The 25,407-nt window shown below is 37.9% G+C and carries 28 protein-coding genes and 2 tRNA genes; 6 read left to right on the top strand and 24 right to left on the bottom strand.

Features of this window, described 5'->3' with window-relative positions; all coding sequences use genetic code 11:
* Nucleotides 1-184 precede the first annotated feature (184 nt).
* The 8 genes from AC106K_RS12100 to AC106K_RS12065 all read right to left on the bottom strand — a co-directional run bounded on the left by AC106K_RS12100 (nucleotide 185) and on the right by AC106K_RS12065 (nucleotide 6,456).
* A complete protein-coding gene (locus AC106K_RS12100) occupies nucleotides 185-658 on the bottom strand; it encodes a GNAT family N-acetyltransferase (RefSeq protein ID WP_482445593.1) in 474 nt (157 codons plus the stop codon).
* A gap of 38 nt (nucleotides 659-696) precedes the next feature.
* Entirely contained in the window at nucleotides 697-1,443 is a 747-nt protein-coding gene (locus AC106K_RS12095) for a hypothetical protein (RefSeq protein WP_482445592.1), read from the bottom strand.
* Nucleotides 1,444-1,518: 75 nt separating this feature from the next.
* A complete protein-coding gene (locus AC106K_RS12090) occupies nucleotides 1,519-2,067 on the bottom strand; it encodes a hypothetical protein (protein ID WP_482445590.1) in 549 nt (182 codons plus the stop codon).
* 113 nt (nucleotides 2,068-2,180) lie between these two features.
* Complete coding sequence (gene tyrS, locus AC106K_RS12085; RefSeq protein WP_482445588.1) at nucleotides 2,181-3,380, bottom strand: tyrosine--tRNA ligase; 1,200 nt, start codon at nucleotides 3,378-3,380, stop codon at nucleotides 2,181-2,183.
* A 482-nt stretch (nucleotides 3,381-3,862) separates the two neighbouring features.
* Nucleotides 3,863-4,453 (bottom strand): NAD(P)H-dependent oxidoreductase, encoded by a 591-nt coding sequence (locus AC106K_RS12080; protein ID WP_482445586.1) that lies wholly within the window; start codon nucleotides 4,451-4,453, stop codon nucleotides 3,863-3,865.
* 75 nt (nucleotides 4,454-4,528) lie between these two features.
* Nucleotides 4,529-5,347: a helix-turn-helix domain-containing protein gene (locus AC106K_RS12075; protein ID WP_482445584.1), complete on the bottom strand. Its 819-nt coding sequence runs from the start codon at nucleotides 5,345-5,347 to the stop codon at nucleotides 4,529-4,531.
* Between the two features lie 10 nt (nucleotides 5,348-5,357).
* Nucleotides 5,358-5,855 carry a GNAT family N-acetyltransferase gene (locus AC106K_RS12070; RefSeq protein ID WP_482445582.1) on the bottom strand — a complete coding sequence of 166 codons (498 nt, stop codon included), beginning with the start codon at nucleotides 5,853-5,855 and terminating at the stop codon, nucleotides 5,358-5,360.
* Nucleotides 5,833-6,456, bottom strand: a complete 624-nt coding sequence (locus AC106K_RS12065) for a TetR/AcrR family transcriptional regulator (protein WP_482445580.1) — start codon at nucleotides 6,454-6,456, stop codon at nucleotides 5,833-5,835. Before AC106K_RS12065 ends, AC106K_RS12070 begins: the two co-directional genes overlap by 23 nt.
* Before the next feature lie 99 nt (nucleotides 6,457-6,555).
* Between AC106K_RS12065 and AC106K_RS12060 the strand changes: the two genes are divergently transcribed.
* On the top strand, nucleotides 6,556-6,690 hold the full coding sequence (locus tag AC106K_RS12060) for a hypothetical protein (RefSeq protein WP_482445578.1): 135 nt from the start codon (nucleotides 6,556-6,558) through the stop codon (nucleotides 6,688-6,690).
* Nucleotides 6,690-7,082 (top strand): hypothetical protein, encoded by a 393-nt coding sequence (locus AC106K_RS12055; protein ID WP_482445576.1) that lies wholly within the window; start codon nucleotides 6,690-6,692, stop codon nucleotides 7,080-7,082. The genes AC106K_RS12060 and AC106K_RS12055 overlap by 1 nt, the downstream gene beginning before the upstream one ends.
* 67 nt (nucleotides 7,083-7,149) lie before the next feature.
* On the opposite strand, the gene AC106K_RS12050 is transcribed toward AC106K_RS12055, so the two are convergent.
* Nucleotides 7,150-9,522 carry a TonB-dependent receptor domain-containing protein gene (locus tag AC106K_RS12050; RefSeq protein WP_482445574.1) on the bottom strand — a complete coding sequence of 791 codons (2,373 nt, stop codon included), beginning with the start codon at nucleotides 9,520-9,522 and terminating at the stop codon, nucleotides 7,150-7,152.
* 132 nt (nucleotides 9,523-9,654) lie between these two features.
* On the opposite strand from AC106K_RS12050, the gene AC106K_RS12045 reads away from it, so the two are divergent.
* On the top strand, nucleotides 9,655-10,230 hold the full coding sequence (locus AC106K_RS12045; RefSeq protein ID WP_482445572.1) for a Crp/Fnr family transcriptional regulator: 576 nt from the start codon (nucleotides 9,655-9,657) through the stop codon (nucleotides 10,228-10,230).
* Nucleotides 10,231-10,289: 59 nt separating this feature from the next.
* Nucleotides 10,290-11,300, top strand: coding sequence for an NAD-dependent epimerase/dehydratase family protein (locus AC106K_RS12040; RefSeq protein ID WP_482445570.1), 1,011 nt, complete (start codon nucleotides 10,290-10,292; stop codon nucleotides 11,298-11,300).
* A gap of 478 nt (nucleotides 11,301-11,778) precedes the next feature.
* On the opposite strand, the gene AC106K_RS12035 is transcribed toward AC106K_RS12040, so the two are convergent.
* The 3 genes from AC106K_RS12035 to AC106K_RS12025 all read right to left on the bottom strand — a co-directional run bounded on the left by AC106K_RS12035 (nucleotide 11,779) and on the right by AC106K_RS12025 (nucleotide 13,750).
* Nucleotides 11,779-12,402, bottom strand: a complete 624-nt coding sequence (locus tag AC106K_RS12035) for a hypothetical protein (RefSeq protein ID WP_482445568.1) — start codon at nucleotides 12,400-12,402, stop codon at nucleotides 11,779-11,781.
* Between the two features lie 206 nt (nucleotides 12,403-12,608).
* Entirely contained in the window at nucleotides 12,609-13,076 is a 468-nt protein-coding gene (locus tag AC106K_RS12030) for a VOC family protein (RefSeq protein ID WP_482445566.1), read from the bottom strand.
* Between the two features lie 5 nt (nucleotides 13,077-13,081).
* Nucleotides 13,082-13,750 (bottom strand): hypothetical protein, encoded by a 669-nt coding sequence (locus tag AC106K_RS12025; protein WP_482445564.1) that lies wholly within the window; start codon nucleotides 13,748-13,750, stop codon nucleotides 13,082-13,084.
* Between the two features lie 148 nt (nucleotides 13,751-13,898).
* Here AC106K_RS12025 and AC106K_RS12020 point away from each other — a divergent pair, with 148 nt between their 5' ends.
* Both AC106K_RS12020 and AC106K_RS12015 read left to right on the top strand, forming a co-directional pair.
* Nucleotides 13,899-14,462, top strand: a complete 564-nt coding sequence (locus tag AC106K_RS12020; RefSeq protein WP_482445562.1) for a TetR/AcrR family transcriptional regulator — start codon at nucleotides 13,899-13,901, stop codon at nucleotides 14,460-14,462.
* A gap of 60 nt (nucleotides 14,463-14,522) precedes the next feature.
* Nucleotides 14,523-15,908: an MFS transporter gene (locus AC106K_RS12015; protein ID WP_482445561.1), complete on the top strand. Its 1,386-nt coding sequence runs from the start codon at nucleotides 14,523-14,525 to the stop codon at nucleotides 15,906-15,908.
* A gap of 6 nt (nucleotides 15,909-15,914) precedes the next feature.
* On the opposite strand, the gene AC106K_RS12010 is transcribed toward AC106K_RS12015, so the two are convergent.
* The 12 genes from AC106K_RS12010 to AC106K_RS11955 form a co-directional block, all read right to left on the bottom strand.
* Nucleotides 15,915-16,934 (bottom strand): alpha/beta hydrolase, encoded by a 1,020-nt coding sequence (locus AC106K_RS12010; RefSeq protein WP_482445559.1) that lies wholly within the window; start codon nucleotides 16,932-16,934, stop codon nucleotides 15,915-15,917.
* 41 nt (nucleotides 16,935-16,975) lie between these two features.
* Nucleotides 16,976-17,824, bottom strand: a complete 849-nt coding sequence (locus AC106K_RS12005; RefSeq protein WP_482445557.1) for a class I SAM-dependent methyltransferase — start codon at nucleotides 17,822-17,824, stop codon at nucleotides 16,976-16,978.
* Between the two features lie 5 nt (nucleotides 17,825-17,829).
* Nucleotides 17,830-18,561, bottom strand: coding sequence for a class I SAM-dependent methyltransferase (locus AC106K_RS12000; RefSeq protein WP_482445556.1), 732 nt, complete (start codon nucleotides 18,559-18,561; stop codon nucleotides 17,830-17,832).
* Nucleotides 18,562-18,612: 51 nt separating this feature from the next.
* On the bottom strand, nucleotides 18,613-19,839 hold the full coding sequence (locus AC106K_RS11995) for a hypothetical protein (protein ID WP_482445554.1): 1,227 nt from the start codon (nucleotides 19,837-19,839) through the stop codon (nucleotides 18,613-18,615).
* A 131-nt stretch (nucleotides 19,840-19,970) separates the two neighbouring features.
* Complete coding sequence (locus AC106K_RS11990) at nucleotides 19,971-20,171, bottom strand: YqaE/Pmp3 family membrane protein (RefSeq protein ID WP_185114465.1); 201 nt, start codon at nucleotides 20,169-20,171, stop codon at nucleotides 19,971-19,973.
* Between the two features lie 80 nt (nucleotides 20,172-20,251).
* Nucleotides 20,252-20,947 carry a M949_RS01915 family surface polysaccharide biosynthesis protein gene (locus tag AC106K_RS11985; protein ID WP_482445552.1) on the bottom strand — a complete coding sequence of 232 codons (696 nt, stop codon included), beginning with the start codon at nucleotides 20,945-20,947 and terminating at the stop codon, nucleotides 20,252-20,254.
* 20 nt (nucleotides 20,948-20,967) lie between these two features.
* Nucleotides 20,968-21,040, bottom strand: a tRNA-Lys gene (locus AC106K_RS11980).
* A gap of 4 nt (nucleotides 21,041-21,044) precedes the next feature.
* Nucleotides 21,045-21,119: transfer RNA gene (locus AC106K_RS11975), tRNA-Lys, on the bottom strand.
* A gap of 14 nt (nucleotides 21,120-21,133) precedes the next feature.
* Nucleotides 21,134-22,444, bottom strand: coding sequence for a hypothetical protein (locus AC106K_RS11970; RefSeq protein WP_482445551.1), 1,311 nt, complete (start codon nucleotides 22,442-22,444; stop codon nucleotides 21,134-21,136).
* Between the two features lie 45 nt (nucleotides 22,445-22,489).
* Complete coding sequence (locus tag AC106K_RS11965; protein WP_482445549.1) at nucleotides 22,490-22,906, bottom strand: hypothetical protein; 417 nt, start codon at nucleotides 22,904-22,906, stop codon at nucleotides 22,490-22,492.
* Between the two features lie 26 nt (nucleotides 22,907-22,932).
* Nucleotides 22,933-23,316: a hypothetical protein gene (locus AC106K_RS11960; protein WP_482445547.1), complete on the bottom strand. Its 384-nt coding sequence runs from the start codon at nucleotides 23,314-23,316 to the stop codon at nucleotides 22,933-22,935.
* 17 nt (nucleotides 23,317-23,333) lie between these two features.
* Nucleotides 23,334-25,352, bottom strand: coding sequence for a M3 family metallopeptidase (locus AC106K_RS11955; protein ID WP_482445545.1), 2,019 nt, complete (start codon nucleotides 25,350-25,352; stop codon nucleotides 23,334-23,336).
* Between the last annotated feature and the right edge of the window lie 55 nt (nucleotides 25,353-25,407).

The raw sequence follows: 25,407 nt of genomic DNA, 5'->3' as shown, positions 1-25,407 counted from the left end.
TGGAAGCTGGAAGAGTGAGGCTGGAAGATGTACCTTCCTCATATAAAATAATAGTATGAAAATTCAATAGGAGTGGACTTTAGTCCGCTTTTTACATTGCCCCCATTCCAATGGCTTTAGCCTAAACCTATGATGTGTAAATATGAAAAATTTAACCAATATTTTCCCAAATCCGGAAATTGTGTTATTCGTGTAAATTATTCGTGCTATTTGTGTTTTCAAAAGGTAAGAATTCCATGAAGAAAGAATGTTCATCTTCGCCCACAATTTCAAAACCCAGACTGGAATAGAGATGCTGCGCTTTATTGGTCTTTAAAACACTTAAAGAAGCTGTTTTCCCTGATGCAGAAGCTTCATCCAGAATATCGCTCAGAATCATTCTTCCCAGTCCTTTCCCTTGCTGATTGGGATCTATCTGAAGTTGAAGTATATCAATATTCGTATCGGTGCGGTCAACTTTCAGAAGGCCGATGGGATGATTGTCCAGAAATATAATATTCGCCTTGTCAAACTGATAAAGAATCCTTTGAAGAGTCGTTTCCCGGTCTGTAGGCAGATTAGATTCAGCATAATGCGGAACCATCGTTTTCGTCCTTAGATCAAGAAGATAGTCAATATCGTTTTCTGTAGCTTTTTGATAGGTAAGTGAAGTTTTCATAGATTTTTTGAATTCGAATTTCAGGCCATACTTAAAGATTAATAAGAATCTATAATGACAATTCTCGGATTTTTTTGAACATCAATCCTGGATTTCATTTCTATAGATGTGCTCAGAAAATTATAAGCATGGTAAATGGTATGTGAATAAGGACCATCATTATCAGTAGCAGACATTTCTATAAGAAAATTCAACTCATTCTCAATGACTTCAGTCAGAAGAGCATTGTCCTTGTTTTCATTTTTAATGATGTCAATAATATTTTTCTCTTCTTCAGTCAGTTCATAATCATAACCATCAAGTTTTCTTTCGAGAATTCTTTGCATGACGAGAATGACATAATCATTGAAGCGCAGAAAATCTTCAGATAGGATATTGGCACCGCCATCCTCACTTTTTATTTCATCAAGAGGAAAATACTCAGTATAGTTCCCATATTGAAACATATAAGCTGTGCATACGGTTTTACTTGGAAGCTCAAAAAGTTTAATAATTCCATAGTGGTGATATAAGTTTTCAATTTGTTCCATTACAATGCTCCAGTCTTCCTGTTTAGAGTGTGTATAGACCTGATGGCTCAAAAATAGAGTGATCTCAAATAAATCTTGAGGAGTGAGGAGATTAGCATCTTTTCTGAGGGTTTCCAGAATGTTGTCAAAACTTATATAGTCTTCATTGAACTTCTTTTTTCTGTCCTCAATAAACTTTTTAAATGTTTCGGTAGAGTAGACTTTGTTTAGTAAATCATTATGGAGAGTGGTAGAGGTTTTTGCTCTATCAAACATATAAATTGAAGTATCTCTTCCCATGGTACTAGTTGGAATATATGTTGGAAATTTCTTTATCGTCTGCGGTTTTTCTTAATCAAATGTGATATGCCTTTGGCTGAGGTATTCCTCATCAATTATTTCTCTTTCAAGACGATCCGGATACATCGTGATTTTTATCATTTCTTCATCATGGTAAAAGCCTGCTAAAAACAATTCATTCCCTATTACTTTTACCCGGATGGTAAGGGCATTGATTAGGATTTCCTCGTCCTGTAATATTTGGCTATTAAAAATAAACAGTCTTTGATAATGCTTATCCTTGTATTTTATAATCAGATATTGTTCATGAAAATATAAAAATCCATCCCGAAAGATGGGCTGCTCTAGGGTATTAACAGGAGGTTTCCAGGTGATCATCCTTTTATCTCTGAGCCTGATCTGAACCTGTTCTTTTCCAGCTTCATTGCATTGCCACCATGCAGTATCTCCATGACGATTGCTGGTTGTCTGATGGGGAAATACCAAATTTTCCGAAGACTCAGGATAAGTCCGGATCATTCCCTGTTCGCCCAGCTCCGTATTCATTTGATCCCTCAATAGCGCTTCATTGATCTGTTTGGGGATTTCAGCTTTCGCCATTATTTTTTATTTACAGGAGCGAAGATATTGATTTAATTGGACTATGAAAGTATAAAGAAAGGTTAAATAAAAACCGGAAGAACTCAATAATACGCTTCCGGTTTTCGATTTTTTTATACCAATTCAAAGAAATTTCTTTTTCCGATTTTTATTTTAATCTCTTTTAAAAGTTCAATTTCCCGATCAGGATCTAAAACTTTCACAGAATCGATCTGGATACCTCCGCTTTGGATCAGCCTTCTTACAGCGGATTTGCTGAGGTCATTTTTTAACAGGTGACAAAGCTCGACAAGGATCATTTTGTTTTCAATAGAATTCAGGGAAAGAATTGAAACAGGTTCAAAGCTTTTCTCTTCAAAATTCTTATTCTGAAACTGATTATTGAAGAACAGTTCTGCATTTTCAGCCGCTTCATCATCATGGTACTGGCTGATGATATTTTTAGCGATCAGTTTTTTGATGTTCATAGGGTTTTCGCCGTTTTCCATTTTTGATTTCAAACTGTTTTTATCTTCGATTGAAAAATCTGTGGTAAGGTCAATGAACTCTTCAATCAAAGCATCCGGGATTGACATTGTTTTACCGAACATTTCATTCGGTGCATCGGTCAGTCCGATGATGTTGTTTAGAGATTTACTCATTTTTTCCTTTCCATCAAGCCCTTTCAGTAAAGGCATACACATCACGATCTGAGCAGGCATCTGATGAATTTCCTGCAATTGTCTTCCCATGGTACAGTTGAAAAGCTGATCCGTACCTCCCATCTCAACATCACATTCAATCTTTACCGAATCAAAGCCCTGAAGAATAGGGTACACCAATTCATGCATGGCAATAGGAGTGTTCTCAGTAAACCTTTTATTAAAATCATTACGGTGCATCAGTTGGGCTACCGTTACCTTTGAAAGCAGCTGTATGACTTCTGAAAAGTCTAGAGCATCCAGCCAGTCGGAATTGAATACAATTTCTGTTTTTTCAATATCAAGTACTTTGGAAAGCTGGTTGATGTAGGTCTGTGCATTATGCTGTACATCCTCAGCACTCAGAGGTTTTCTTGCTTTATTTTTTCCTGTAGGATCCCCGATTCTTGCAGTGAAGCTTCCCACCACAATAATAATTTTGTGACCCAGATCCTGAAACTGTTTCAGCTTTTTGAGAACCACGGCATGCCCCAGATGAAGGTCCGGAGCTGTGGGATCAAAACCAAGTTTGATGGATAATGTTCTGTTTTCTTCTTTAGCTTGTGCCAGCTTTTCTTCCAGACCGTTTTCCGGTAGGATGATAGCTACATTTTCTTGTAATGTGTTGATCATGATAAAAATTTTTAAATGAAAAAAGCCCGGACAGGTACTGTCCGGGCTCTATATATAACGTTAGATTATTTTAATGAATTACAGATATAGAAAGTCTTCCCGAACGATAGCCCGGAGTATAATATTCACTGAAGAATGGAAGACGCAATATGCTGTTAAGATGTTTCATGCGATGCAAATGTAGCAGATTTTTTCTGCCGTTCCAATATCTAAACCATTAAGATACTTTGTAAGGGTTATAACAAGATTTGTTTTCAGAAAAAACTTAACCGTTTACGAATCTTAATGGTTTAAAATAATGGTTCAAAACAATTTTACTTGCGATTCCTAAAGCTAATTCCATGCCATAAATCCTTTAAAAGCAAAATAGAGAAGAAAGATGTAAAAACGATGTTTGATGATCTTCTTTATCAGTTTGCCAGAAGTCAATAGAATAGGGTTGATGCTTTGTTTTTCTGTGTATTTTTCTATAGAAAGAATTTTTAATAATTAACAACTTGTTTCGGGTACAGATTTCTAATCTGAGCCTTCCAGCCTTCCAGATTTTCCGAGGACGTTCTATCTGCTTTATCGAAAAATAAATGCCTGGTGATGTCCAGCCCGGAATAAGTGAAAATACCACCATCAGAGGTCAGGCTAAGTGCTTTATCCATTCCGGAGCGCTCATATTCTTCATGTGATTTTCCGTGGGTATTGATGATCACTGTAGTTTTACCTTTCAGAAGGCCTTTTTGTATTCCCTGATCGTAGCGGTAAGCAAAACCATAACTGAAAACACGGTCTATATACCCTTTTATAATGGCAGGAAGCCCGGTCCACCAGATCGGATAAATAAAAGTAATCTGCTCTGCCCATGAAATATAGTCCTGCTCAGTCTGTACATCTTCCGATACCTTTCCCATGTGCTGTCCCTGCATGTCAGCCAAAGAAAGCACAGGATCAAAACCGATGGCATAAAGATCTCTTACGATAATCTCCTGATTTTGAGATTGAAGAGTTTCAATAACGGTGTTTAAAAGATGATGATTTAAACTGTTTTCGTTGGGGTGTGCGTAAATGATTAAATGTCTCATTGCTTTGTTGTTTAAATTAATTGAGACAAAAGTAGGAGGTCGTACCTTTCAAAAATTGTAAGAAAACGAAACGGCTTATGATGACTTTGGATTACAGATTTCCTGCTGGAACTTTAGATATTGGGCCGGTGAAATGTTGATAAAATGCCTGAAATCATGGATCAGCTGGCTTTGGTCATAATACCCGCACTCATCAATGATGCTGAACCATTTGACTTTATTCTGTTTTCCGGTTTCCTCTTCAATGATTTTTATTGCTTTTAAAAAACGGTTGTAGCGGGTAAGTTCCTTTAAAGAATACCCGAACTGTTCCTTTTGTTTCCGCTGAATGTTTCTTTCGGTCTGATGGGTTTGCTCAGCAATAACTTTAATAGGATTTAAAAGAGGATCTTCAAAATTACTTAAAAGTTCACCGGTCATATCCTGTTGCTGAAGATAGGGTTTGCAGAACTCAAGAATATGACTCACCTGTGCTGTGGTGGAATCTAATACGGTGAGTTGATGCCACAAGTCTGTAAAACAGTTTTCCTCCAACAGTTCGTCAGGATGTCTTACCGATTGTTCAATAGAGATTTTTCCAAAAAACCTGAAAAATGCATCATCTTTAAAATTGGCTACCAGAATAGAGCAGCCTGCCGGAAGACTATAGTCGAAAGCCTGTCTTACAGGGCCGAATATCATACATTTATTAACTTCCACTATTGTTTTTTCCCGGGTAGACATCGTAGCATTTTCTCCAAAACAGAATAACAGAATGGTCTGATACGTTGGCAAAAGTGTTTTTGTAACCGGATTTTCAGAAATATTTTCAGCAAAATAAAAATGAGTGAACACATTTTCAAATTCCTCTGGAACTGAAATTCTGTATTCGTTATATTCCGGTTGTAATTCCATACGTCATAAATTAAGAGATCAGATCTTTTGCCATTTTATAATTCATAAGGGCAGTTCCTTTTACGTCCACCATCTGTTCCCGGATCACATGAAAACCAACTTTCTCAAAAAATGGTCTGGCAGTTTTGCTCACATCTGCTGTGATTTGTTCCGCATGGTGCAGCAGAGCTTCTTTTTCAATCTCATGATAAAGTATAGAGGCGATACCCTTTTGCTGATGATCTTTATGTACAAAAAGAAGATCAATATAACTTCCCTGATCCAGCGTACAGAAACCCACTATCTGATGTTCACATTCCGCAATTAAAACATATTGATTTCTGAGCACATTCATCCATCTTTCCTCATTTTCTGTTCCAGACTGCCAGGCTCTGCGCTGTTCCTCATTATAATCTTTTTGGCAGATGACTTCTATGGTATCTGTGAAAAGCAGCTGCATCGTTTCCAGATCATCGAAACTTCCTTTTCTGACCCTAATATTTTGATTACCCGATGTATTGTTCTTCATAAAGCTTCTGCTGTTTTTTGTTGAGAAGAGGATAGAAGAGGTTCATCTGAAGAAGCGTATAATGCTGTATAGCATCCTGCTGATCGAGTTTTGAAATCAATCTGTTGTGGGTAAGCCAGTTATCGGCAATGATGAAGATCTGCTCGGTAAGGCAGTTTACCACAAAAGCAGGAATGTCTTTTTGAAAAATATTATTCTTCTGAAAACCGGAAAATATCTGATGGAACTCTTCTTTCCGGCTGAAATTGATTCCTTCATACTGTGATTCTATTTGAGGAATGTTTTTCAGTATATCTACAAAGCTGATGAATATAAACCGGTAAGAATAGAAGATTTCGCAGGTGGAGAAGGTAAATCGGTAGAGATCTTCAAGGGTTGTACGTTCCATACTTTTCATATGGTTCAGCAATGCATCCATTTTCAGGGTAAGCTCCGAAAAAAGAATTTTGATGATGTCTTCAGAATGTCTGAAATGATAATGAAGATTCCCTGCGCTGATGTTGAGCTCAGCCGCAATATGTCTGGTAGTGATCGTATTGTATCCCCTTTCATTAAACAATTCCAGGGCTTTAGACAGGATTTTTTCTTTTGTGTTCATCATTCAAATATATGAATAATAAGTATGGATATAAATCATATTTGCAAAATTAGAACGTTTGTTCTAATTTAAGTATATTTGCAGGATCAAATTCTATTGACAATGGAAGGGAAACAAAAGTTCAATTACGAATCTCCGGAAAAGAAAACCCCAGAAAATAAGACGGATTTTCAGGATACGATCGCCAAGATTCTGCAGGTGATCCTTGGGATTATCATGGCAGTACTGCACATGTGATGGAAAGGAAAATTTCATATTGGTTTCTGCTTGGACTGGCAGCATGGGTGAGTATCATTCTGCTGAGGCGAAACGGAATCTATATTCCTATCATCAATGATCATTTTACAGACCTGATCACGGTTCCTATGTATTGTTATCTGATAGAATATACCATGAATACGATATTGGGCTATCATTGGAAGCCCGATCTGAAGTTTGTCTTGACTTCAATCCTGTATCTGGCTTTCCTGTTTGAAGTTCTCTGTCCGAAATTATCAGGAATATTCACCGGAGATTTTCTGGATGTACTGGCTTATGGTATAGGAGGGCTGATCTATTATTTTTTTAGCATTAAAAAATATTCATTTGTAATCCGGAAAAATAAAAAAGCCGGCAGATCCACATCATAATGAGGAAACTGCCGGCAGGTGTTATAGTTTTTATCCTGGTTAGGCAAATTATTCAGGTGAAAGAGGCTTAATTACCCCCACCTGCTCTGTTGGATTCTTCAAACTTCACTTGCTTGGTAGCGCCTTTCACATTATTGTTCCCGAATTTATAAGTAAGAGAAAGATGAACGTTTCTTGTAATTCCTTTATATTGATAATCGATGTTATAGGTTGGATAATATTCAATACCTTTTTCACGGTTGGTATTCAGAATATCATTTAAATACACATTAACGAGAAGTTTTTTATCCATGAAGGCGAGTTTCATCCCGGTGTATAGAGAATTACTGGTATAATAGTAAGTATTACCGGTCCTGTTAGGAAGGCTGCTCCAAAGTCCCAGCATCAAGGTTACGGTTTTTTCTTTGTTCAGAAAGAAGCTATTGTCAATATTCAGATTGGCACTGTAGCCGGCTGGTGCTGGTGAAATAGCCGGGTCATAAGATTTTGACTTGGAATAAGATCCGTTGACGAAAATAGAAGATTCCAGCCATTTCAGTTTATTGTAATTGTAGCTGATATTGATTCCGGCCTGGTCTTCATTATAGAAATTTCGGGCAACCGTATATCTGTAGTTTCCGTCTACCATCTGGATTCTGTCCCAGTTGTCTTTGTTATAATTATAGTATAAAGTGAAATTCAGACTATTTTTCAAAACATAACCAAATTCAAAATTATCTGAGAATGATGGCAGAAGGTAAGGGTTTCCGGTAGTGTATTCATACTCGGATGTATAATATTTGAACGGATTCAGGTTACCGAAATACGGGCGGGAAATTCTGCGGGAATAGTTGAGAGAAAATGAATGATTTTCATTAGGTTTATAGCTGATATAGGCTGTAGGGAAGAACTTTCCGTATTTGATCTTAGCAGAAGTATCGTCATTCATAGAAACTCCTTCCAGAGTGGTATATTCATATCGAAGGCCTGCCTTGGCATCCCACTTTTCACTGATCTTAAAATTGGCAGATGCATAGACCGCATAGTTTTCTTCATGATAGAAGAACGTATTGGTTCTGTCCGTATTCAGATCATATTGTCCGTTGTTGATATTAAAAAAATTAAACTCGGAATCATTTTTTATTTTCGTGTATTTCAATCCTGCTTCAGTCTTGATTTTTCCAAACGTTTTTTCAAGATCAGCCTGCCCGGAATAAATCCTGTATTTGCTGATGGGATTGGCCATTGTAGAGATGGTTTCTGAAGTAATGGTATTGGAAAAATTCCTTGCATTCGAATTATTGAGCATCATATTGGCTGTAAGGTTCAGCTTACCTCCCATGCTGTCTAATTTTGTTTCATAAAATGCCGTTGCATTATGAACATCCCTGCTGTTTCTGTTTCTGAAGTTGGAAGTAATATTCAACAATCCTTCCTCATTGAATCTTTCCGAAGTACTTTCTCCCTTTTCCAAAGGATTGCTGTGAGAATAGTTATAGTTGATCCCGATCAGGTTTTTGTCATTGATCTTATATTCGGCCTTTACGTTTCCGCCTTTATATTTGTAATTGTTCAGATTTTGGGTATCTCTGTTCCAATAGTTATTATTGGTTGTTCCGGTCAGATAATTATAAGTGGTATAATACCAGTAATTGTCACCCACAGATAGATTGGTACTTAGCGATAGCTTTTCTCCCTGATAATTGAAGGTAGCCCCGCTTCTTGCTGATACTGTAGGCCTTCCCCAAAAATAATTTCCTGAGGTCTGAAGAGATCCGTTCCAGCCCAGATTGGCATTTTTCTTAAGGATGATGTTGATCAGCCCGCTTTTTCCTTCAGCATCATATTTAGCAGGAGGTGTGGTGATCACTTCGATTTTAAGAATATCGTCGGAACGGAGGGTCTTCAGATAATTGATAAGTTCCTGCCCATTCAGATTCAGCAGCCTGTCATTGATCATTACGGCTACATTACTCTTTCCGGCAATACTTATCGCATCATCACTGGTTTTTACCATCGGTGTTTTGGCAAGAGCTTCTATAGCATCAATTCCCTGAGATGCTACAGAATTCTCTACATTGAAGACCAGGCGGTCTACTTTTCTCTCGAATAATTTTTTCTTTGCAGTCACAGTTACCCCTTCTATCTTCTGCTCAGCAACGGGAGCTTCTTTGAGTTGAATATCTTTTCTGTGGTTTCCGTTGACTGTTATTTTTTCAGTATTGGTTTTTACCCCGTCTTTGATGATTTCAAGTAGGTAATCTCCGTTTTCTTTTAAAGGAATTTTAAATAATCCTTTTTCATCCGTGATGGCAGAAAATTTGGTGTCATTCTTTGTAATCAGAACTTCAGTATCAGATACCGGTTTATTGTCTTTATCAGTAATGCTTCCTTCCACACTTTGTGCAAAAATGAATGAAGATGAAATAAGACTTAAAAGAAAAACGAGCTTTCGATTCATACTTTGTTTTTATACAAGACAATTATTTTGAGGATCCTATTACATGGGTAAGTGAAAATTCTTTTAAAAGATTGATAAATACTGATGTTTTCTTTTGGTATTTTTGTATCAGACTCAAAAATATTCACTTCAATGCACACTAAACTTTTAGAATACATTTGTTCAGATCACGATTGCACTTCCGAAGAGCGGGAAGCGGTCATCCGGTATTTTGAGCCTGTGGGATTTTCAAAAAATACCGTGATAGAAGAAGCAGGGAAAGTCCCTCAGTATCTTTACTATATTGTGTCAGGATACCTGAGACTTTTTTATGTGGATCAGAATGGAAATGAAGTGACTACCCATATCAACTGTCCACCGGGCTTTTTTACATCATATTCTGAGTTTATCGATGGGAGAGTTTCTGAAAATAATGTGGAATGCATTACAGATTGTGAGCTATTGAGGATTTCCAAGACCGATCTGGATCTGCTGATCCATGAAAGCCAGGCCATGAAAGATTTCAGTATTTCGGTTTTTCAGCAATCGATAACCTATAATGAAAACCGGTCGAAAGCATTATCTGTTTTAAATGCTGAGCAACGTTATCTGAAGCTCATGGAAGAGTACCCCGGAATTATTCAAAATGTTCCCATTCAGTATATTGCTTCATTTCTAGGCATGAAACCGGAAAGCCTGAGCAGGATCAGAAGAAAAATAATTAACTAACAAAAGTCAAGTGGTTCCGGAGACAGGAAGGTGAACTTTGCTGTATTAAAATCAATGCAATGACAAATCATTTAAGTCTCGTGTCAGGAGCGAATGGCCATCTGGGGAATAATTTAGTAAGATTTTTATTAAAAAAAGGTCTGCCGGTACGGGCGACAGTAAGAAATATCAACAACCGTAAACCTTTTGAAGGGTTAAATTGCGAAGTCCTACAGGCTGATATAACAGACAAAGCTTCCTTTGTAAAAGCTCTGGAAGGAGTAGATACATTTTATGCCGTAGGCGCCTCATTCAAATTATGGGCGAAAAATCCAAAAAAAGAAATTTATGATGTGAATATCAAAGGGACCCGGAATACCATTGAAGCTGCTGCTGAAGCAGGAGTAAAGAAAATAGTTTATGTAAGTTCCATTGCCGCTCTCAACTATACTCAGCTTCCCACCAAAGAAAGCAATGGCTATAATCCGGACCGGAGAGATATGTACTACAACTCAAAGAATGATGGTGAAAAACTGGCCTTTGATCTGGCAGCCAAGCTGGGAATTGAGTTGGTTTCCGTGATGCCATCAGCAATGATCGGAAGTGAAGCATTTTTACCTTTGAATGTTTCATACGGAGTACTGAAGCTTATTCTGAACAAAAAAATTCCGGTAGATACTAAAATTACCCTGAACTGGATCGATGTGAAAGATGTGGCAGAAGGATGTTATCTGGCTGCAGAAAAAGGACGGTCCGGTGAACGCTATATTCTAGCCAATGAAAAATGTATGACCATTACAGATACCACTATTTTAGCCAATACGCTCTATCCCGAACTGAAACTGGAAATTCCACGGTCAGTTCCGAAAGGAATTCTGATGACGATTGCAGCACTTATTGAATTTACAGCAAGACTGAGTGGGAAAGCCCCGGTACTGACGAGAAAAGATATTGCTATGTTTTCCGGATTGCAGCAGGATTTTGATATTTCCAAATCCAGAAATGAATTGGGGTTTAATCCTAAAAGTCCTGAGCAGGCAGTAAAAGAAGCGTTAGATTACCTGATGCGGAATCCTGAAATCTTAAAATGAAGCAGATTTTTTTTCACGCAAAGAATTAGTGATTCGGATGTTTTATTTTAGGGGGCTAAGAATAGGCAGCTTCGCTGCTGATGAAGAGTCGTGGCTACGCGTACGCTTCATAAGAATCAATGAAGTTGATTTCATCCTTTGCTCCCTTAAGTATTGCAGCATCAAAATAAAAACTTTGCGTTTACAGAAGACCCTTATTTATTGCAAATTTACCACGCAAGGAATTAGTGATTCGGATGTTTTTATTTTAGGAGGCTAAGAATAGGCAGCTTCACTGCTGATGAAGAGTTGTGGCTACGCGTAAGCTTCATAAGAATCAATGAAGTTGATTCCATCCTTTGCTCTCTTGAAATATTAGAGTATCAGAATAGAAACTTTGCGTGAAAAAAATCCGAGATCAAAATAGATGATATTCCCTTCAAAAAAAATACACCTGATCCAATCCCCAAATCAAGAAAGCGTACTATTTAAGTCACTTTTATTGATGCTCAAGCTTGATAATAGACCCTTTATAAAATCTAGTTAAATCATAGAGGTCTGTAAAATAGTTCTGAAGATCAGGAATCACTTTTTCATCAAAATCTTTTGATTTGCATTCATTTTCTGCCAGTAAATACAAAGACTGATAATCCGGTTTCAGAAAATCACAAAGAATATTTTCATTGCCCTGTTCTCTGTTGATGATTTCCGTGAAAAATATTCCATAGATCAGGAACTGATTGAAATGCTGGGCGTCAACAATATAGTTGAGGTGCTGTTGGGAGAGCTTTTCATAATGAGAAAGAATCTGCAGAAAATTTTCGGTATGATCCGTGGAAGGAATTTCATAAAAAAGATCAATACCATTGATGAACAACTGTGTTTTGGCTTCTTCATGATCAGAAGAGTAGGTATTACTGAACCATGAGAAAATAGTTAAGAGCTCTTCAGGGCTCAGCTCTTCTATAGAATCTTTTACTTTATTTTTGATAATTTCAAGATGGGCTCTTGCATCCGGTTGCAGGAAGTTCAGAATATTTTCTTCCTCACGACTGAGCTTATTGTACAAATTGATTTTGGCAATATTAGGGTTGGTCTTGATGAAATAAAGTTCTTCTGCCATAGGTATTTACCAAATAATTTTATGAAAATGGTAATTAAAGATACAAAATATACATTAAGCGCCTTGAAAAAATATTATGTTATGAATGGAATATCTCTGCAATAAGCCGTTGAGGTTGATAGATGCAAAAAGAAAGTGGATGAGGTTCAAAAAAGAATGAAATAATGTTCACTCATTTTTCGATACACTTATCCACTTTCAGTTTTTTATTTAATAGTTTCGTGTAGAGCAATCCTGTTGCCTTCAGAATCTTCAAATTCAGCTACAGCAAATCCGTATTTGGGATCAGTTTTCTTTGGATAGAGAAGTTTTCCGCCGTTTTGTAAGGCCTTCTTCAGCGTTTCATCGATATTTTCAGTTTTGAAATAGATAATGATTCCGTCCTTCGATGGTTTATAAACATCTCCTTTTGCCAGAGCACCTGTGATCCCGCTGTTTTTCTCTTCAAAAGGAAACATAGCCATTTCATAATGATCAATCATTTCTTTCTCAAAACTAAAATTGAAAACAGCAGTATAGAATTTCTCTGCCCGTTCCATGTCACTGACAGGAATTTCAAAATAAACGACAGGATTGGAAGTATTCATAGCTTTTGTATGAGTTGGTTTTTGAGACTGATCACAGGATATACACATCACAAGTAAAAAGACATATAAAAACTGCTGCCGCCTCATGATGATTATTTTTTGAAAGGAGGAAGTTCCTTTATTTCCGGTTTACAAATGGTGCCTGCTGCCAAAGTATTGATCAATGATCTTGCCATAGAAAGCGGGTGTTGTGGAAATTCAGAATCATATTTCTCCACTTCAGACTTATTCATCGGAGTTCCCTGTTTAAAGTCAGGATCATAGGGATCTGCAAACCAGTTGATGAGACCTTCGTCACCGAATTCTACTTCTCCGGATGCCATGAGTTTGCTGAGAATAGTGTTATCCCTGATCCCGGTAACGCCCACTTCATTGGCCTGGATTTTTATGACAAAACTGCAGTTTTCAAAAGGGATGGTAATAGAGGCTATATAAATCATCCCTGTTTCTTCCTGAGGAATTTTGATGATCGTTTTTACAGCAGGAATGTCCTGAATCTTCATAATGTCTGTTTCAATAGTCCCTCCGTTGGCTGAGACAGCAACATTTCTGTAAAACTTTTTAAGGTAGTCGAGATCTTTTACGGTAGGAATATCAGGCTCTTTATCAAAAAAATGCAGGGCGATAAGAACAGATTGTTCCGGATTGACCCATCTTATGACCTGGCTGTCTTCAGAAATTTTATTCCATCCCTGATCCGGTATGGTGACAGAATGAATATTGACTTTACTTTTTTCTTTCTTCTTGAAAATATTGAACATGGTTTGTTTTTTAGGGGGCTAAATATCGGCTAATTTTCCCAATAATAAAGTATTTCTCGGAGAAAAATAAATGTTGGCTCTTCTTGTAATTTAAAAAGTAGATAGACTTCTCTATTTTTTGTGTAGTTTTGTAAAAAGTTTTTTTGAAATGAAAAAAGAGAAAGCAAGGGAAAGAATTATCAGAGTCGCTTCCGATCTGTTTTACAGACAGGGTTACAATTCTACGGGGATCAATCAGATCATTGCAGAAGCAGACATTGCGATCGGTTCTCTGTACAATCATTTTGCTTCCAAAACTGACCTTCTTCAGGCTTATCTTGTGAAAGAAGAGCTCGATTGGCTGGAAGGTTTTGAAAACAGCATCGCTGCAATTTCAGATCCTAAAGAAAAAGTATTAGCCGTAGTTGACTACCGTAAAAAACTGCAGCAGACTTCAAAGTTTGCCGGATGTCATTTTATTAAAATTACGGCTGAAATAGGGGAAAGTAATCCTTCCGTTTCAGATTTTGTAAAAGCTCACAAAAGAAAACAAAAAGAGCTGATCCATGCATTAGTTAAACAGATCAGTGAATATACACCGGAAATGGATACAGATCTGATCACTGAAAATATTTTTCTGCTGATAGAAGGTGCTGTTGTGACCTCAACGATCAATAAAGACAATGAAGCATTTGATCAGACTAAAAAAATAATTCAGGGTTTATTGCCCTAATTTTTTTAATTATTAAAAAATAGATATATCTATATAAAAATGAATCGTAAATTTTTGATAATGATCGTTATACTTTTTGGTCAGCTGCTGACGATCATGGATATTTTTATCATCAATGTCTCCATACCTTCCATACAGCGTGATCTTCAGGCAACTCATGGAGAAATGCAGTTTATGATTGCTGCTTATCTGATTGGATTTGCTTCCTTTCTGATTACAGGAGGTAGATTGGGGGATGTATATGGCCGCAAAAAGATATTTATGCTGGGTTTATTATTCTTTATGGTGAGTTCATTAGCTTGTGGAATTTCATCAGGAGCAGTTCAACTTGTCGTGTCAAGGCTGGTACAGGGGATGAGTGCCGCTATGATGGCTCCACAGGTGCTTTCTATGATACAGACTCTGTTTACGGAGCATGAAGAACGGACGAAAGCAATGGGCTGGTACGGAATTACCATTGGGATAGGCACCATTCTGGGACAGTTTCTGGGCGGATATTTTTCATCATTGAACGGATGGGATGAACCCTGGAGGTTTATTTTCCTGATCAATATTCCTATTTGTCTGACGGCCATTTTCTGCAGTTTCAGTTATTTGGAAGAGTCTGTGGTGAAGATTGGGCAATCTTTTGATATTTGGGGAGTTCTTGTACTTTCTACGGGACTTTTCCTTATAACTTATGCATTGACAGGTTCTGAGCAGAATGGAGTTGGTCTTCAGAATGGGGTATTGATGATTGTTTCAGCCGGAATTCTACTGTACTTTATTCAAAATCAAAAAAATAAACTGAAAAAGAACAGGCCTTATCTGATTGATTTTGAATTGTTCCGATACAGGAATTTCAATCTGGGAATTGTGGCCGTTTCTTTCTTTTTCATTATGCTGGATTCCTATTTTTATATTCTGTCGGTATTTTTCCAGGACGGATTAAAGATCAGCCCGTTAAATGCAGGAGAAGTGATCGTTTTTCAAGGGCTGGGTTTTATCCTGGCATCGGTCTTCTCTGTGAAACTGATTTTAAAATATGGTAAAAATGCCCTTCTATCAGGATTAGTACTGATTATTATTGTTCTGATACTTCAGATGATGGTATTCAACATGTCCACAAGCTTCTGGAAATTCTATCTGCTCTTGTTTTTACATGGAGCCGGGGTGGGAAGTGTGATTCCTTCTCTTGCCAATATTGCCTTGTCCGGAATGCCTGGAAAGTTGACAGGAAATGCATCAGGAGTCTATAATACTTTTCAGCAGATTGCAGCGATCATTGGTATTGTGGCTATAGGAAGTGTTTTTTATTATTTTCTTGGTGATCAACCTTTACCCTCAAATTATCATAAAGCTTTCTCAATAGCGATCCTAATCAATATTTTCTGCCTGGTGCTTGTAATCATTACCGTTTTTAAGGTCCCGGATGATGTTTTGCCTAAAAGTAAGATCAAAAAATAATCTATATTACTTCACGGTCCACTGGATAAAGCTGTTCATCACTTCTTCCCAGTGAGGTTTATCATGGTTGGTTTTCCCATTTTCCACCTCAAAGAAATTATGTTCTGTGTTCAGGTATCTTTTATAGGTTAAATTATTCTTATGTGCTCTGATGAAATACAGCGGAACCAGATCACAGAGATCACTTGCAATATCATTCGTTCCATAGGCCATGTAAAGAGGTTTGTTAAAAGCCAGCCAATCCTCAATCAAAGGAACCGAAAAAGACTTCCAGGACAGGAGGTAAGGTTTCTGTTTTACCATTCCAGGATTATGAGCATCCTTGTAAAGCTGATATTCTTTCTCAATTCCTTTATCAGCTTCAGCCCATGTGATGGTATTCTTTTCAGCGTCTTTCCTGTAATCACGGATGTTCTGGTCTATTCTTCCGAATGGATTGGCTCCGAAAACGCCTAATTGGGTGACCGGTTTATATTCGGAGGCAATTTTGGTTGCCACTTTAGATCCCTGAGAATGTCCGGCTACGACCAGTTTTGAAGAGTCTACCCAGTCCTGTTTTTTCAGAAATTTTAAAACCTTTATAGCTCTGTTTACATAATTTTCAAGATAGTCGGCTTTTATAAAATCCTCCGACGGTTCATTTTTATCTTTTGAATTTCCAAAATACCAATATGAATCATTGATCTGATCTTCCTCTGCAATCACAGGCGTTTTCGGCATAGAAACAATAACCAGATGATAGTATTTCTTAATATTTTTCACATCAAAATTGGAAATTCCGCCTCCGATCATCCAAAGTCCGTCTTTTTTTGAATCCACATACAAAGGGTAGGGCAGCGAACCCTGGCACCAAAGAAGGATAGGCTTTTTGACACTAAGTTCAGGATCCAATACAATGAAATCGATATTGTCAGTCTTATCCGGAATTTGAAACTGAGTCGATTCATTATTAATAATCTTCCTGTTTTGAGAAAATAATAACGGGCATGAAAGAGCAAATACTAAAAGAGAAATAATGAGTTTCACAGAGAATAAATATTAGTTTTTAAAAATGTTACGATTACTTTCTAAGGAGACGCTACCAGAAAAACCTCTCCGCTTGCAGGCTCCAGACCATCGGTACGCTCTGAAAAATATAGCTGTTTTAGATGGTTGTCAGAAATAATTTCAGTCTTTTCAAACCCGGCTTCCTGAGCAAGAGATAAGATTTCAGATGGGGTGAAAAAACTTATAAAAGGAGTTCCTGCTTCACGGGCTCCTTTTTCAGCAATTTCCTGCATGGGCTGATCTTCCAAATCAAGAAGTTCCATAGGAAGATAAAAAGACATAGCCAGCTTTGAGCCTGAGGCAAAATTGGCGATTTGTTTTAATGTGGAAGCTATGGCTTCTCTCGTCAGGTACAAAGTGACTCCTGTACAGACTACCACAGAAGGCTCATTGAGATTGAATCCCGCTTTGATCAGTTCGTCAAACCATGAAGAAACTTCAAAATCAACAGGAACAAAATGAAGATCATCCGGAAGCCCAAGTCCTGTTTCTGAAAGGCGTTTCTGCTTCCATGCCAATGTTTCCGTCTGATCGATTTCAAAGATCTGAAGTTTCTGGGCAATATCTGTTCTGCGTTGGGCAAAAGTATCAAGACCGGCTCCCAGAATCACACATTGCTGCGTTCCTTTTTCGATCTCCTGAATCATAACATCTTCAATGAAACGGGATCTGGCTACAATAGAAGCCCGCAGTCTTTTGGTATATTTCATATCCGGACGTTCCTGCCAGTCTTCTTCCGGGTTGACAAGCTGCAGGCCGATTTCATCTTCCAGAATATGGGGCTGAGCATCTGCCTGAATATGTAAAGCTCTCCACAAAGCAGTTCTTACCGCCGTATTATCCGGTTGAGGATTGTTCTGTGCTTCCATAAGAATTATTTTTCGGCAGAGATTAACAGCATCATTGGGCGGCGCAGTTCTTCTTTCATCTCAGGAATTTCTTTCAGCATTTCCGGACCTGGTTGAGGCTCTATGATTTCTTTGATTTTGAAACCGTGTTTTAATAATGTATTTAAATAAGAGGTCAGTGTCCTGTGGTATTTGATGACATTCTCACCCAGAAATGTAGTATTTCTTTTCCCTTCTAAAAAATAGCGGTCAACGGGCCAGCAGGTTTTCTGTCCGTCTTTATCATACACCCAGTCCTGTCCGCCTTCAGCAGTGAAAACCGGATGTTCCACAGAAAATACAAAATGTCCTCCGGTAGTCAGCCATTGATGAATATTCTGCACCAGGGTATCAAATGACTCTACATAATGTAAGGTCAGTGAGCTCAGGACAAGATCAAACTGCTCAGCAGGATAATCTACATCTTCCAGGGCTTTTCTTTCATAATGTATGCCTTCCAGATGGTTTATTTCCTGAGCTTTTGCCAGCATTCGTTGTGAAAGATCAATTCCGATTACAGATTTTGCTCCGTTTTCCATCGCATAGCGGCAATGCCATCCAAAACCACAGCCCAGATCAAGGACTTTCTTTTCTTTAAAATCCGGCAGCATTGTTCTGAGGGCATGCCATTCTCCGGCACCTTCCAGTCCCAACTGGGATCGGAGCATTTTCTCATACTGGTCAAAAAATGACGGGTTGTCGTATTTATTTTCTTTCATAAGATCAAATGGATTGGTTACATTATATGGGGGTTGGTTCACCCTCTGTTGTTAATAAAGCTCATAGCGTATCGTCTCTTTCCCCTGATTTTTTACGATCACAGATTTTGCCTCATAAATATACTCTGTTTCACTAGAGGTTGTAAATTCAGTACCTGAAGCATTTTTGGGGTATAAAAGGCTGGCTTTGGTAAGATGGTTCTTATCATTATATTCAAAGACCATTTTAGCATTGAGAGTAGGGCCGAAATAGGATTTCATTTCTGTCAGCAATCCGTTTTTATAGGTATACTGATCCTGATATGATTTTGCCCCACCTTTTATTTCAGAAACTTTGGTCAGAAGATTTTTTTCATATTCAAATTGTTTCTTTCCCAGATCAATACCGCCGGAATAATCAGTCATTGAAGATATATTGCCAGCGTTGTCATAAGTATATTGGGTGAAGCTTTGCCCGCTGCCATATTTTACCATTCTGTTTTTGGAATCATAGGATATAGGATCTATCATTCCTGAGCTTTTACCCATTATTTCTCCATTGCGGGTCGCTTCCTCTTTGTATTGGATGCCAATCAGGTTTTTATTGGTATCATACAGAAATTCTTCTGAGATGGTCTTTTCCATCATGTTGTCCTTTATTTTTCTGTCTCTTTTGGCAAGCAATCCGTTTTTGTAGGTATATTGTTCGGTGCCGTTCGCAGATTTTACAGAAGAAATCTTACCATTCAGATAAGTAATATCGGTCTGTTGTTCGGAAGTGAGTTTCTTATCATTTCCTGTGAAGGTAAACTCCTGAGTACGGAAAGAAGTCACCTGATTTTTATTGTTGAGAGTTGCCGTATACAGACTTTCTGTTTTGTTGGATTCGGCATAGGCCACACTGCCCATTCCATTTTTTGCTGTTTCAGCTTCTCCCGTTCTTAGAGACTCCCGGTTGGCTGCTTCTGTTTTTTCTTTATCTGGGAAGTAGAGGTATTGTCTTTCGGTAAGAATCCCATTGGTGTAGGTACATTTTATGGTCTTTTTGAAACTGCCCTGTTGGGTTTCCTCCTTGATGACATTGCCATTTTTATCATATTCCGTTACCCCTGCAGAAGTAATTTTTTTCTTGATAGGCAATTTTTTTAAATTCAGATCTTCCACTTCCATATTGGGAGTGACCAGGAAATTTATTTTGTTGACCCTTACTTCGGGAATAGCGTAAGTAGGGCATATGTTCATTTGTGCAGAAGCCGTGAGAGAGGCTGTTATCAATAATAAAGGTAAGTATTTCATCATAGGTTTAATATTTAATAAGGGATAAAATTACAACTATTGGCTGAATAAAGTTTTGAAAAATCCAGCTTTTAAAAACAAAAAAATCCTTTACAGAACTAAAGGATTTTAAGGTATAGGGGTAAAAACTATTTTTATTTTTGACTTTCACGTACTGCGCGAATCAAATCTTCGTTGCGTTTATTGGCTCTTTCATTATTTAAAGACATAACCGCCCAGATCGCTGCAGGAAGCCAGCCAATCAGTGTGATCTGTAAGAAAAAGCAGATGATTCCGGTAAGCACTTTTCCCCGAACGATAAAAGACAGAAAGGGGAGTACAACAGCTAAAAACATGATTTAAAGTTTTTTAAGGTTATTATTGAGTTGGTTTATCAAATGTATTGATTTTTGGTTTAATGAAAAAAGAGGGCCAATTACTCCTCCATGTGCTCATTCCACAATTTTTCAGCATAGTCTCTGAAAGCTTTTGGACCTTGTTGAAACGCTTTATCAAAGGTATAAGAGCCGCCTTCAAATACCGGTTTGCCGTGGCTTTCCATTCCAGTTCGTATTTTGGATTGCCCACGCATGGCAAATTTTTGTTTTCCTTCATACATGATGATCTTTAAATCTGAAGGACTTATATCACCTTTACAGGCCATTTCATACATCACCCAGATTTCAGCAATACCATTTTTATCAAGATCTGTTACCCTTAAAGAGTTTTTCTTAAATGCGGCATCAATATCTACTATACAGTCTTTGATAAAGTCATTCACCTTCCACACTTGTTGGTTATTTTCCAGAGAATAGCAATGGGCAAAAACTTCAGCATCACTTCCGTCATTTTCATGCGAAAAGCTTTCATTGATGTAAACTCCGGTTTCGGAGGTAAGCACTAAATACTCGCCTGTCTTATCTTTCCATCGGAATCCGTCTTTAAAATTTCCTTTGTATTTCAATGCATTCGGAACCTGAGCAGAATCAATTCTTGTAGTGACCAAAGAATCTGTTTTTTCCACCTGATTGGTTTCCGGAACTTTTGTCTCAGCGATTGAATCTTTCTTTTCGTTTTTGCAGTTTAAAAATAACAGGAGGGGAAGGGTATAAAGGAAGTACGTTTTTTTCACAATCATTATATTTCTTATTGGTCTGATAACAGGGCTCGAACCTGTGTCCTCCCGGACCAAGAGCCGGGTGCTCTGCCACTGAGCTATATCAGAAATCAGGATAGGTGCAGGGCTCGAACCTGCGTCAACCCGGTTAAAGAGCCAGGTGTTCTACCACTGAACTAACCTATCCTTTTATTTTTCTTTTCAGAGTTTTCCTGAAAAATATTTGTTTTGTCTTAAAATCTTAGCCAGGAACGGATTGGAGACGGTGACTCCATGTACCAGTTCCGGGGTTGGCCTGAACGGGCTCACTCCATGCGGCCGAGGGGCAATCCATCCTGATTTTTCAGGATCAATGTCTGCCTGCTGACATGCGTTGGCAATCATTTCCCTGTTACAGAAAGCTTTTTCCTGAAAAACTTCCCATGGCAAAGGTACAATATTCCAGACTTCTGTATTGGGATCGATCTTTCCGCCGGTTGATAAATGCCAGGCAATAACATCGGCGGCCATAAGGCGCATTACTTTTCCGAAGCAGACCTCGTCAAGAATAAATTCCATTCCAAGGGCATAGATGAGATTCATCCAGTTGTCTCTGGCTTTATTCCAGGCTCCGGCAGTATTGTTCCAGGTCGTTGAATCATTACCTTTCTTTACAGCCATCGTTTTTCGGTAGATGTCATTGTCATTCCAAAGTTCTTCCAAAAAGCCCGAAACTTCTTCAAGAATAAGAGTCCATTGGCCTAATAATTTTCCTTTCTGTTCGTCTGTAAGATGCTGCAGCACTTCTTTGTCGGAATAGCTGTAAGAAATTGCCGACCAGTTTGTCGTACCAGAATTTTGTTTACATCTGTTGAAGAGCATTTCACATATTTCATCAAAAGGTCTGTCCTGACTTTGATTGGTAAATACACTTCTGAGATTACTCCTGGCATTGAAATAAGCAATAAAACAGGCTGTATTCAGATCTTTGCTGAAGTCTTCAAAACTGATGGTATGGGAAAGCCCATGTTTGGCAATTTTCTGAAGTTCGATCTTTTTTGATTCTTGAATGAATTTTTGAAGTCTTATTTCAATCCGCTTCAAAAGCCGCCATTTCTTGTTGTAATTTCGTTTTGAAATATCCAGCCCGGCAAGTTTTCTCAGATCTTTATTCAGACGATCCTTTCTGAAATCATTTTGCCCGACATTCTTGTGAATAAGGGGAGAAACTTCATTCAGGAAGGTTTCAATTCCGTCTGCATTATAATGTCCTGAGTTTTCTTCCTGATCAATTTTAAAGATCTCAATCGCTTTTTTGATCTGTTTGTCTGCACCAATCGCTTTTCCAAAAGTTTCAAGCATTGAAGTATAGCCGTAGATGTTGTTCTTCAGAGAACGGTTGGCCGCTTTACTCAACGTTGCCAGTTCATGAATGGCTAAATGACTTCTCATTAATTCAACGATCATTTCCGCTACATCTTCGGGACGGCGGCGTTGATCCAGGGTTTGATAAAGCTGTTCAATGGTGGTCATTTCGTGATATTTTACTTTTGGTTCTGGTGTCTTCTTAATCTTTCTCTATGAAATCAATTCTTTCAATGTTTTATCCGTTTTCAACAACTCTCCCTGAGGAATCTGGTGATTAAGATAAGTAAACAATAAATTGGTTACCCAGCTGTTTTCAATATCGTGAATATAATAAGAAGAGATCAGTCCAAAATCATCGGAAATATAAGCTGGCAGTTCTGATGAACCCGTAGCCCTGAAGATGGACACAAAGATTTCTTTTCGGATGTCGCTGATTTTATCTTCGGTTTCTTCATCCGTTATTTTATCCTTAACAGCCTGGTAGGCTTTCATCCACAAATCTGAGAATGTGGAGGTATCTCTGTTATCTAAGATTTCATCAATCTTTTCCGAATCAATATGGTGAAGAGCAGCTTTTAACGATTCATTAAAAGCTGCTGCTAGTTGATGTATTTTTTCTGTTATCATTAAAAAAAGATATGATCCAAAAGTTCTTAACGGGATTGCGGTTCAAAATGCGCTTTAAAGGTAAGAGGGTTCTCTACTTTTTCTTCAACATCTTCAAGATACTCTAAATATTCTGACTGATGTTTCTCCATATAAATCATCACAATAGTCAGGTTTACAAAAAGATTTTTATCCTCTGAGCCTAAACTTAAAGCCTTTTTTAAATAATCTAAAGCTTTCTCATTTTCTCCCATATCAGAATATATTGCACCAATATTGGTAAGTGCAGAAGTATTCTCAGGTTCTATCAGTAGAATTTCATCTAATTCTTTAACTAAAAGATCGTTTAAAGTATCCCAATGGTCTTCATTTTCCCATCTTTTGGCCTGGAGTTTTTTTACGTTCTCCAGTCTTTGCACTGTATTGTTCATTTTCCTTGAAAGTTTTCCTATCCGAATGCTCTTTTCAACAAACTTTCCACCTTCGGTTCGCTTCCTCTGAAGTTTTTATACAGTTCCATAGGATCTTTTGTTCCCCCTGAAGAAAGCAATACTTTATATTTTGCTGCAATCTCAGGATTGAAAATTCCGTTTTCTTTAAAATACTGGAAAGCGTCGGCATCCAATACCTCTGCCCATTTGTAAGAATAATATCCTGCAGAATATCCGCCCTGGAAAATGTGTGAGAAACTTGGGCTCATGGCTGTTTCAGGGTTTGTAGGATACAATGCGGTAGCTTTGGTGTACTTATCTTCAAAGTCTTTTACACTTTCGTTCTCCAGCTCTCCAACTTTTGTATGGTAGTTCATATCCAGAAGTCCGAAACCTAGTTGTCTTAAGGTCTGGTAGCCCTCCATAAAGTTTTTGGACTGCTCAATTTTTTCGATTTTTTCATCAGGAAGTACTTCTCCTGTTTTATAATGCTTGGCAAAAGTTTTCAGGAACTCAGGCTCGTAGCAGAAGTTTTCCAGGAACTGAGACGGAAGTTCCACAAAATCCCATTTTACAGAAGTTCCGGAAAGGCTGGGATATTGGGTATTAGCCATCATTCCGTGAAGGGCATGTCCGAATTCGTGGAATAAAGTAGTCACTTCCTGGAAGGTTAATAAACTAGGCGTATCTTTTGTCGGTTTGCTGAAATTGCAGACAATTGAAATATGCGGGCGTGAATTTTCCCCGTTTTGCTTGTACTGATTTTTATAGCTGGTCATCCATGCGCCGGCTCTTTTCCCTTTTCTTGGGAAATAGTCCACATATAGTAGAGATTTATAATTTCCATTTTCTTTTACCTCATATACTTTTACTTCTTCATGGTATTTCGGAATATCATTTCTTTCCTCAAAAGTCAATCCGAAAAGTTTTCCTGCCAGTCCAAAAACAGCATCCTGAACCTGGTTCAACGGGAAGTAAGGTTTCAACTCCTCATCATTAAGATCGAATTTCTGCTTACGAAGTTTTTCTGCATAGAAAGCATGGTCATAGCTTTGCATATCTTCAATGCCGTCAGCTTTTGCCAGAGCTTTTAATTCTTCGATCTCTTTATCTGCATAAGGTTTTGCTTTTGTTAAAAGTTCGTTCAGAAAGTCAAAAACCTTTACCGGAGACTTGGCCATTCTTTCTTCAAGAACAAAATCTGCATAATCTTTATAGCCTAAAAGAGCTGCTTTTTGTTGTTTCAGATTAAGAAGCTCCTTGATCATATTCTGGTTGTCATATTCTCCGCCGTCAAAAGATTTTTTACCATTGGCCAACGCAAGTTCTTTTCTCAGTTCGCGGTTTTCAGCATAGGTCATGAACGGGATATAGCTTGGATACTGTAAAGTTACAACCCAGCCTTCAAGATTTCTTTCTTTAGCTTCTTCAGCATATTGCTCGATGATGGCTTCCGGAATTCCTGCAAGGTCTTCTTTATTGGTGATATGTTTAAAATAAGCATTTGTAGAGGCCAATACATTCTGCCCGAACTGTAAAGATTTTAAAGAAAGATCCATGCTGATGTTCTTTAATTTTTCTTTGTCTTCATCATTCAGTAAGGCACCACTTCTTACAAAACCTTTGTAGGTTTCATTCAAAAGCATTTCCTGCTCTTCATTCAGGTTGTATTTTTCCTTTTCATCATATACTTTTTTGATTTTGCTGAAAAGAGCTTCGTTTTGAGAGATCTTTGACGAATATTCTGTCAGGATCGGAGAAACTTCCTGAGCGATCTGCTGGATCTCATCACTGGTCTCGGCAGAATTCAGGTTGAAAAATATATTGGATACTACATCCAGCTGTTCTCCGGAATAGGCAAGTGCTTCAATAACGTTTTCGAAAGTAGGGGCTTCAGGATTATTGACGATGGCATCAATTTCCGCTTCAGACTGTTGAATCAGTTCTTTGAAAGCCGGAAGATAATCTTCGTTTTTAATGTCAGTGAATGGTGCTGAGTGGTATGGTGTAGTGAATTTCTCTGTTAAAATATTCATTTTTCGATTTTTATATAAGGTAAATTTAATGATTCACTGTGGAATCCTGACAGAA

This window comes from Chryseobacterium sp. FR048 (assembly GCF_056844665.1).
This window is presented reverse-complemented; position numbering and strand designations above follow the sequence as displayed.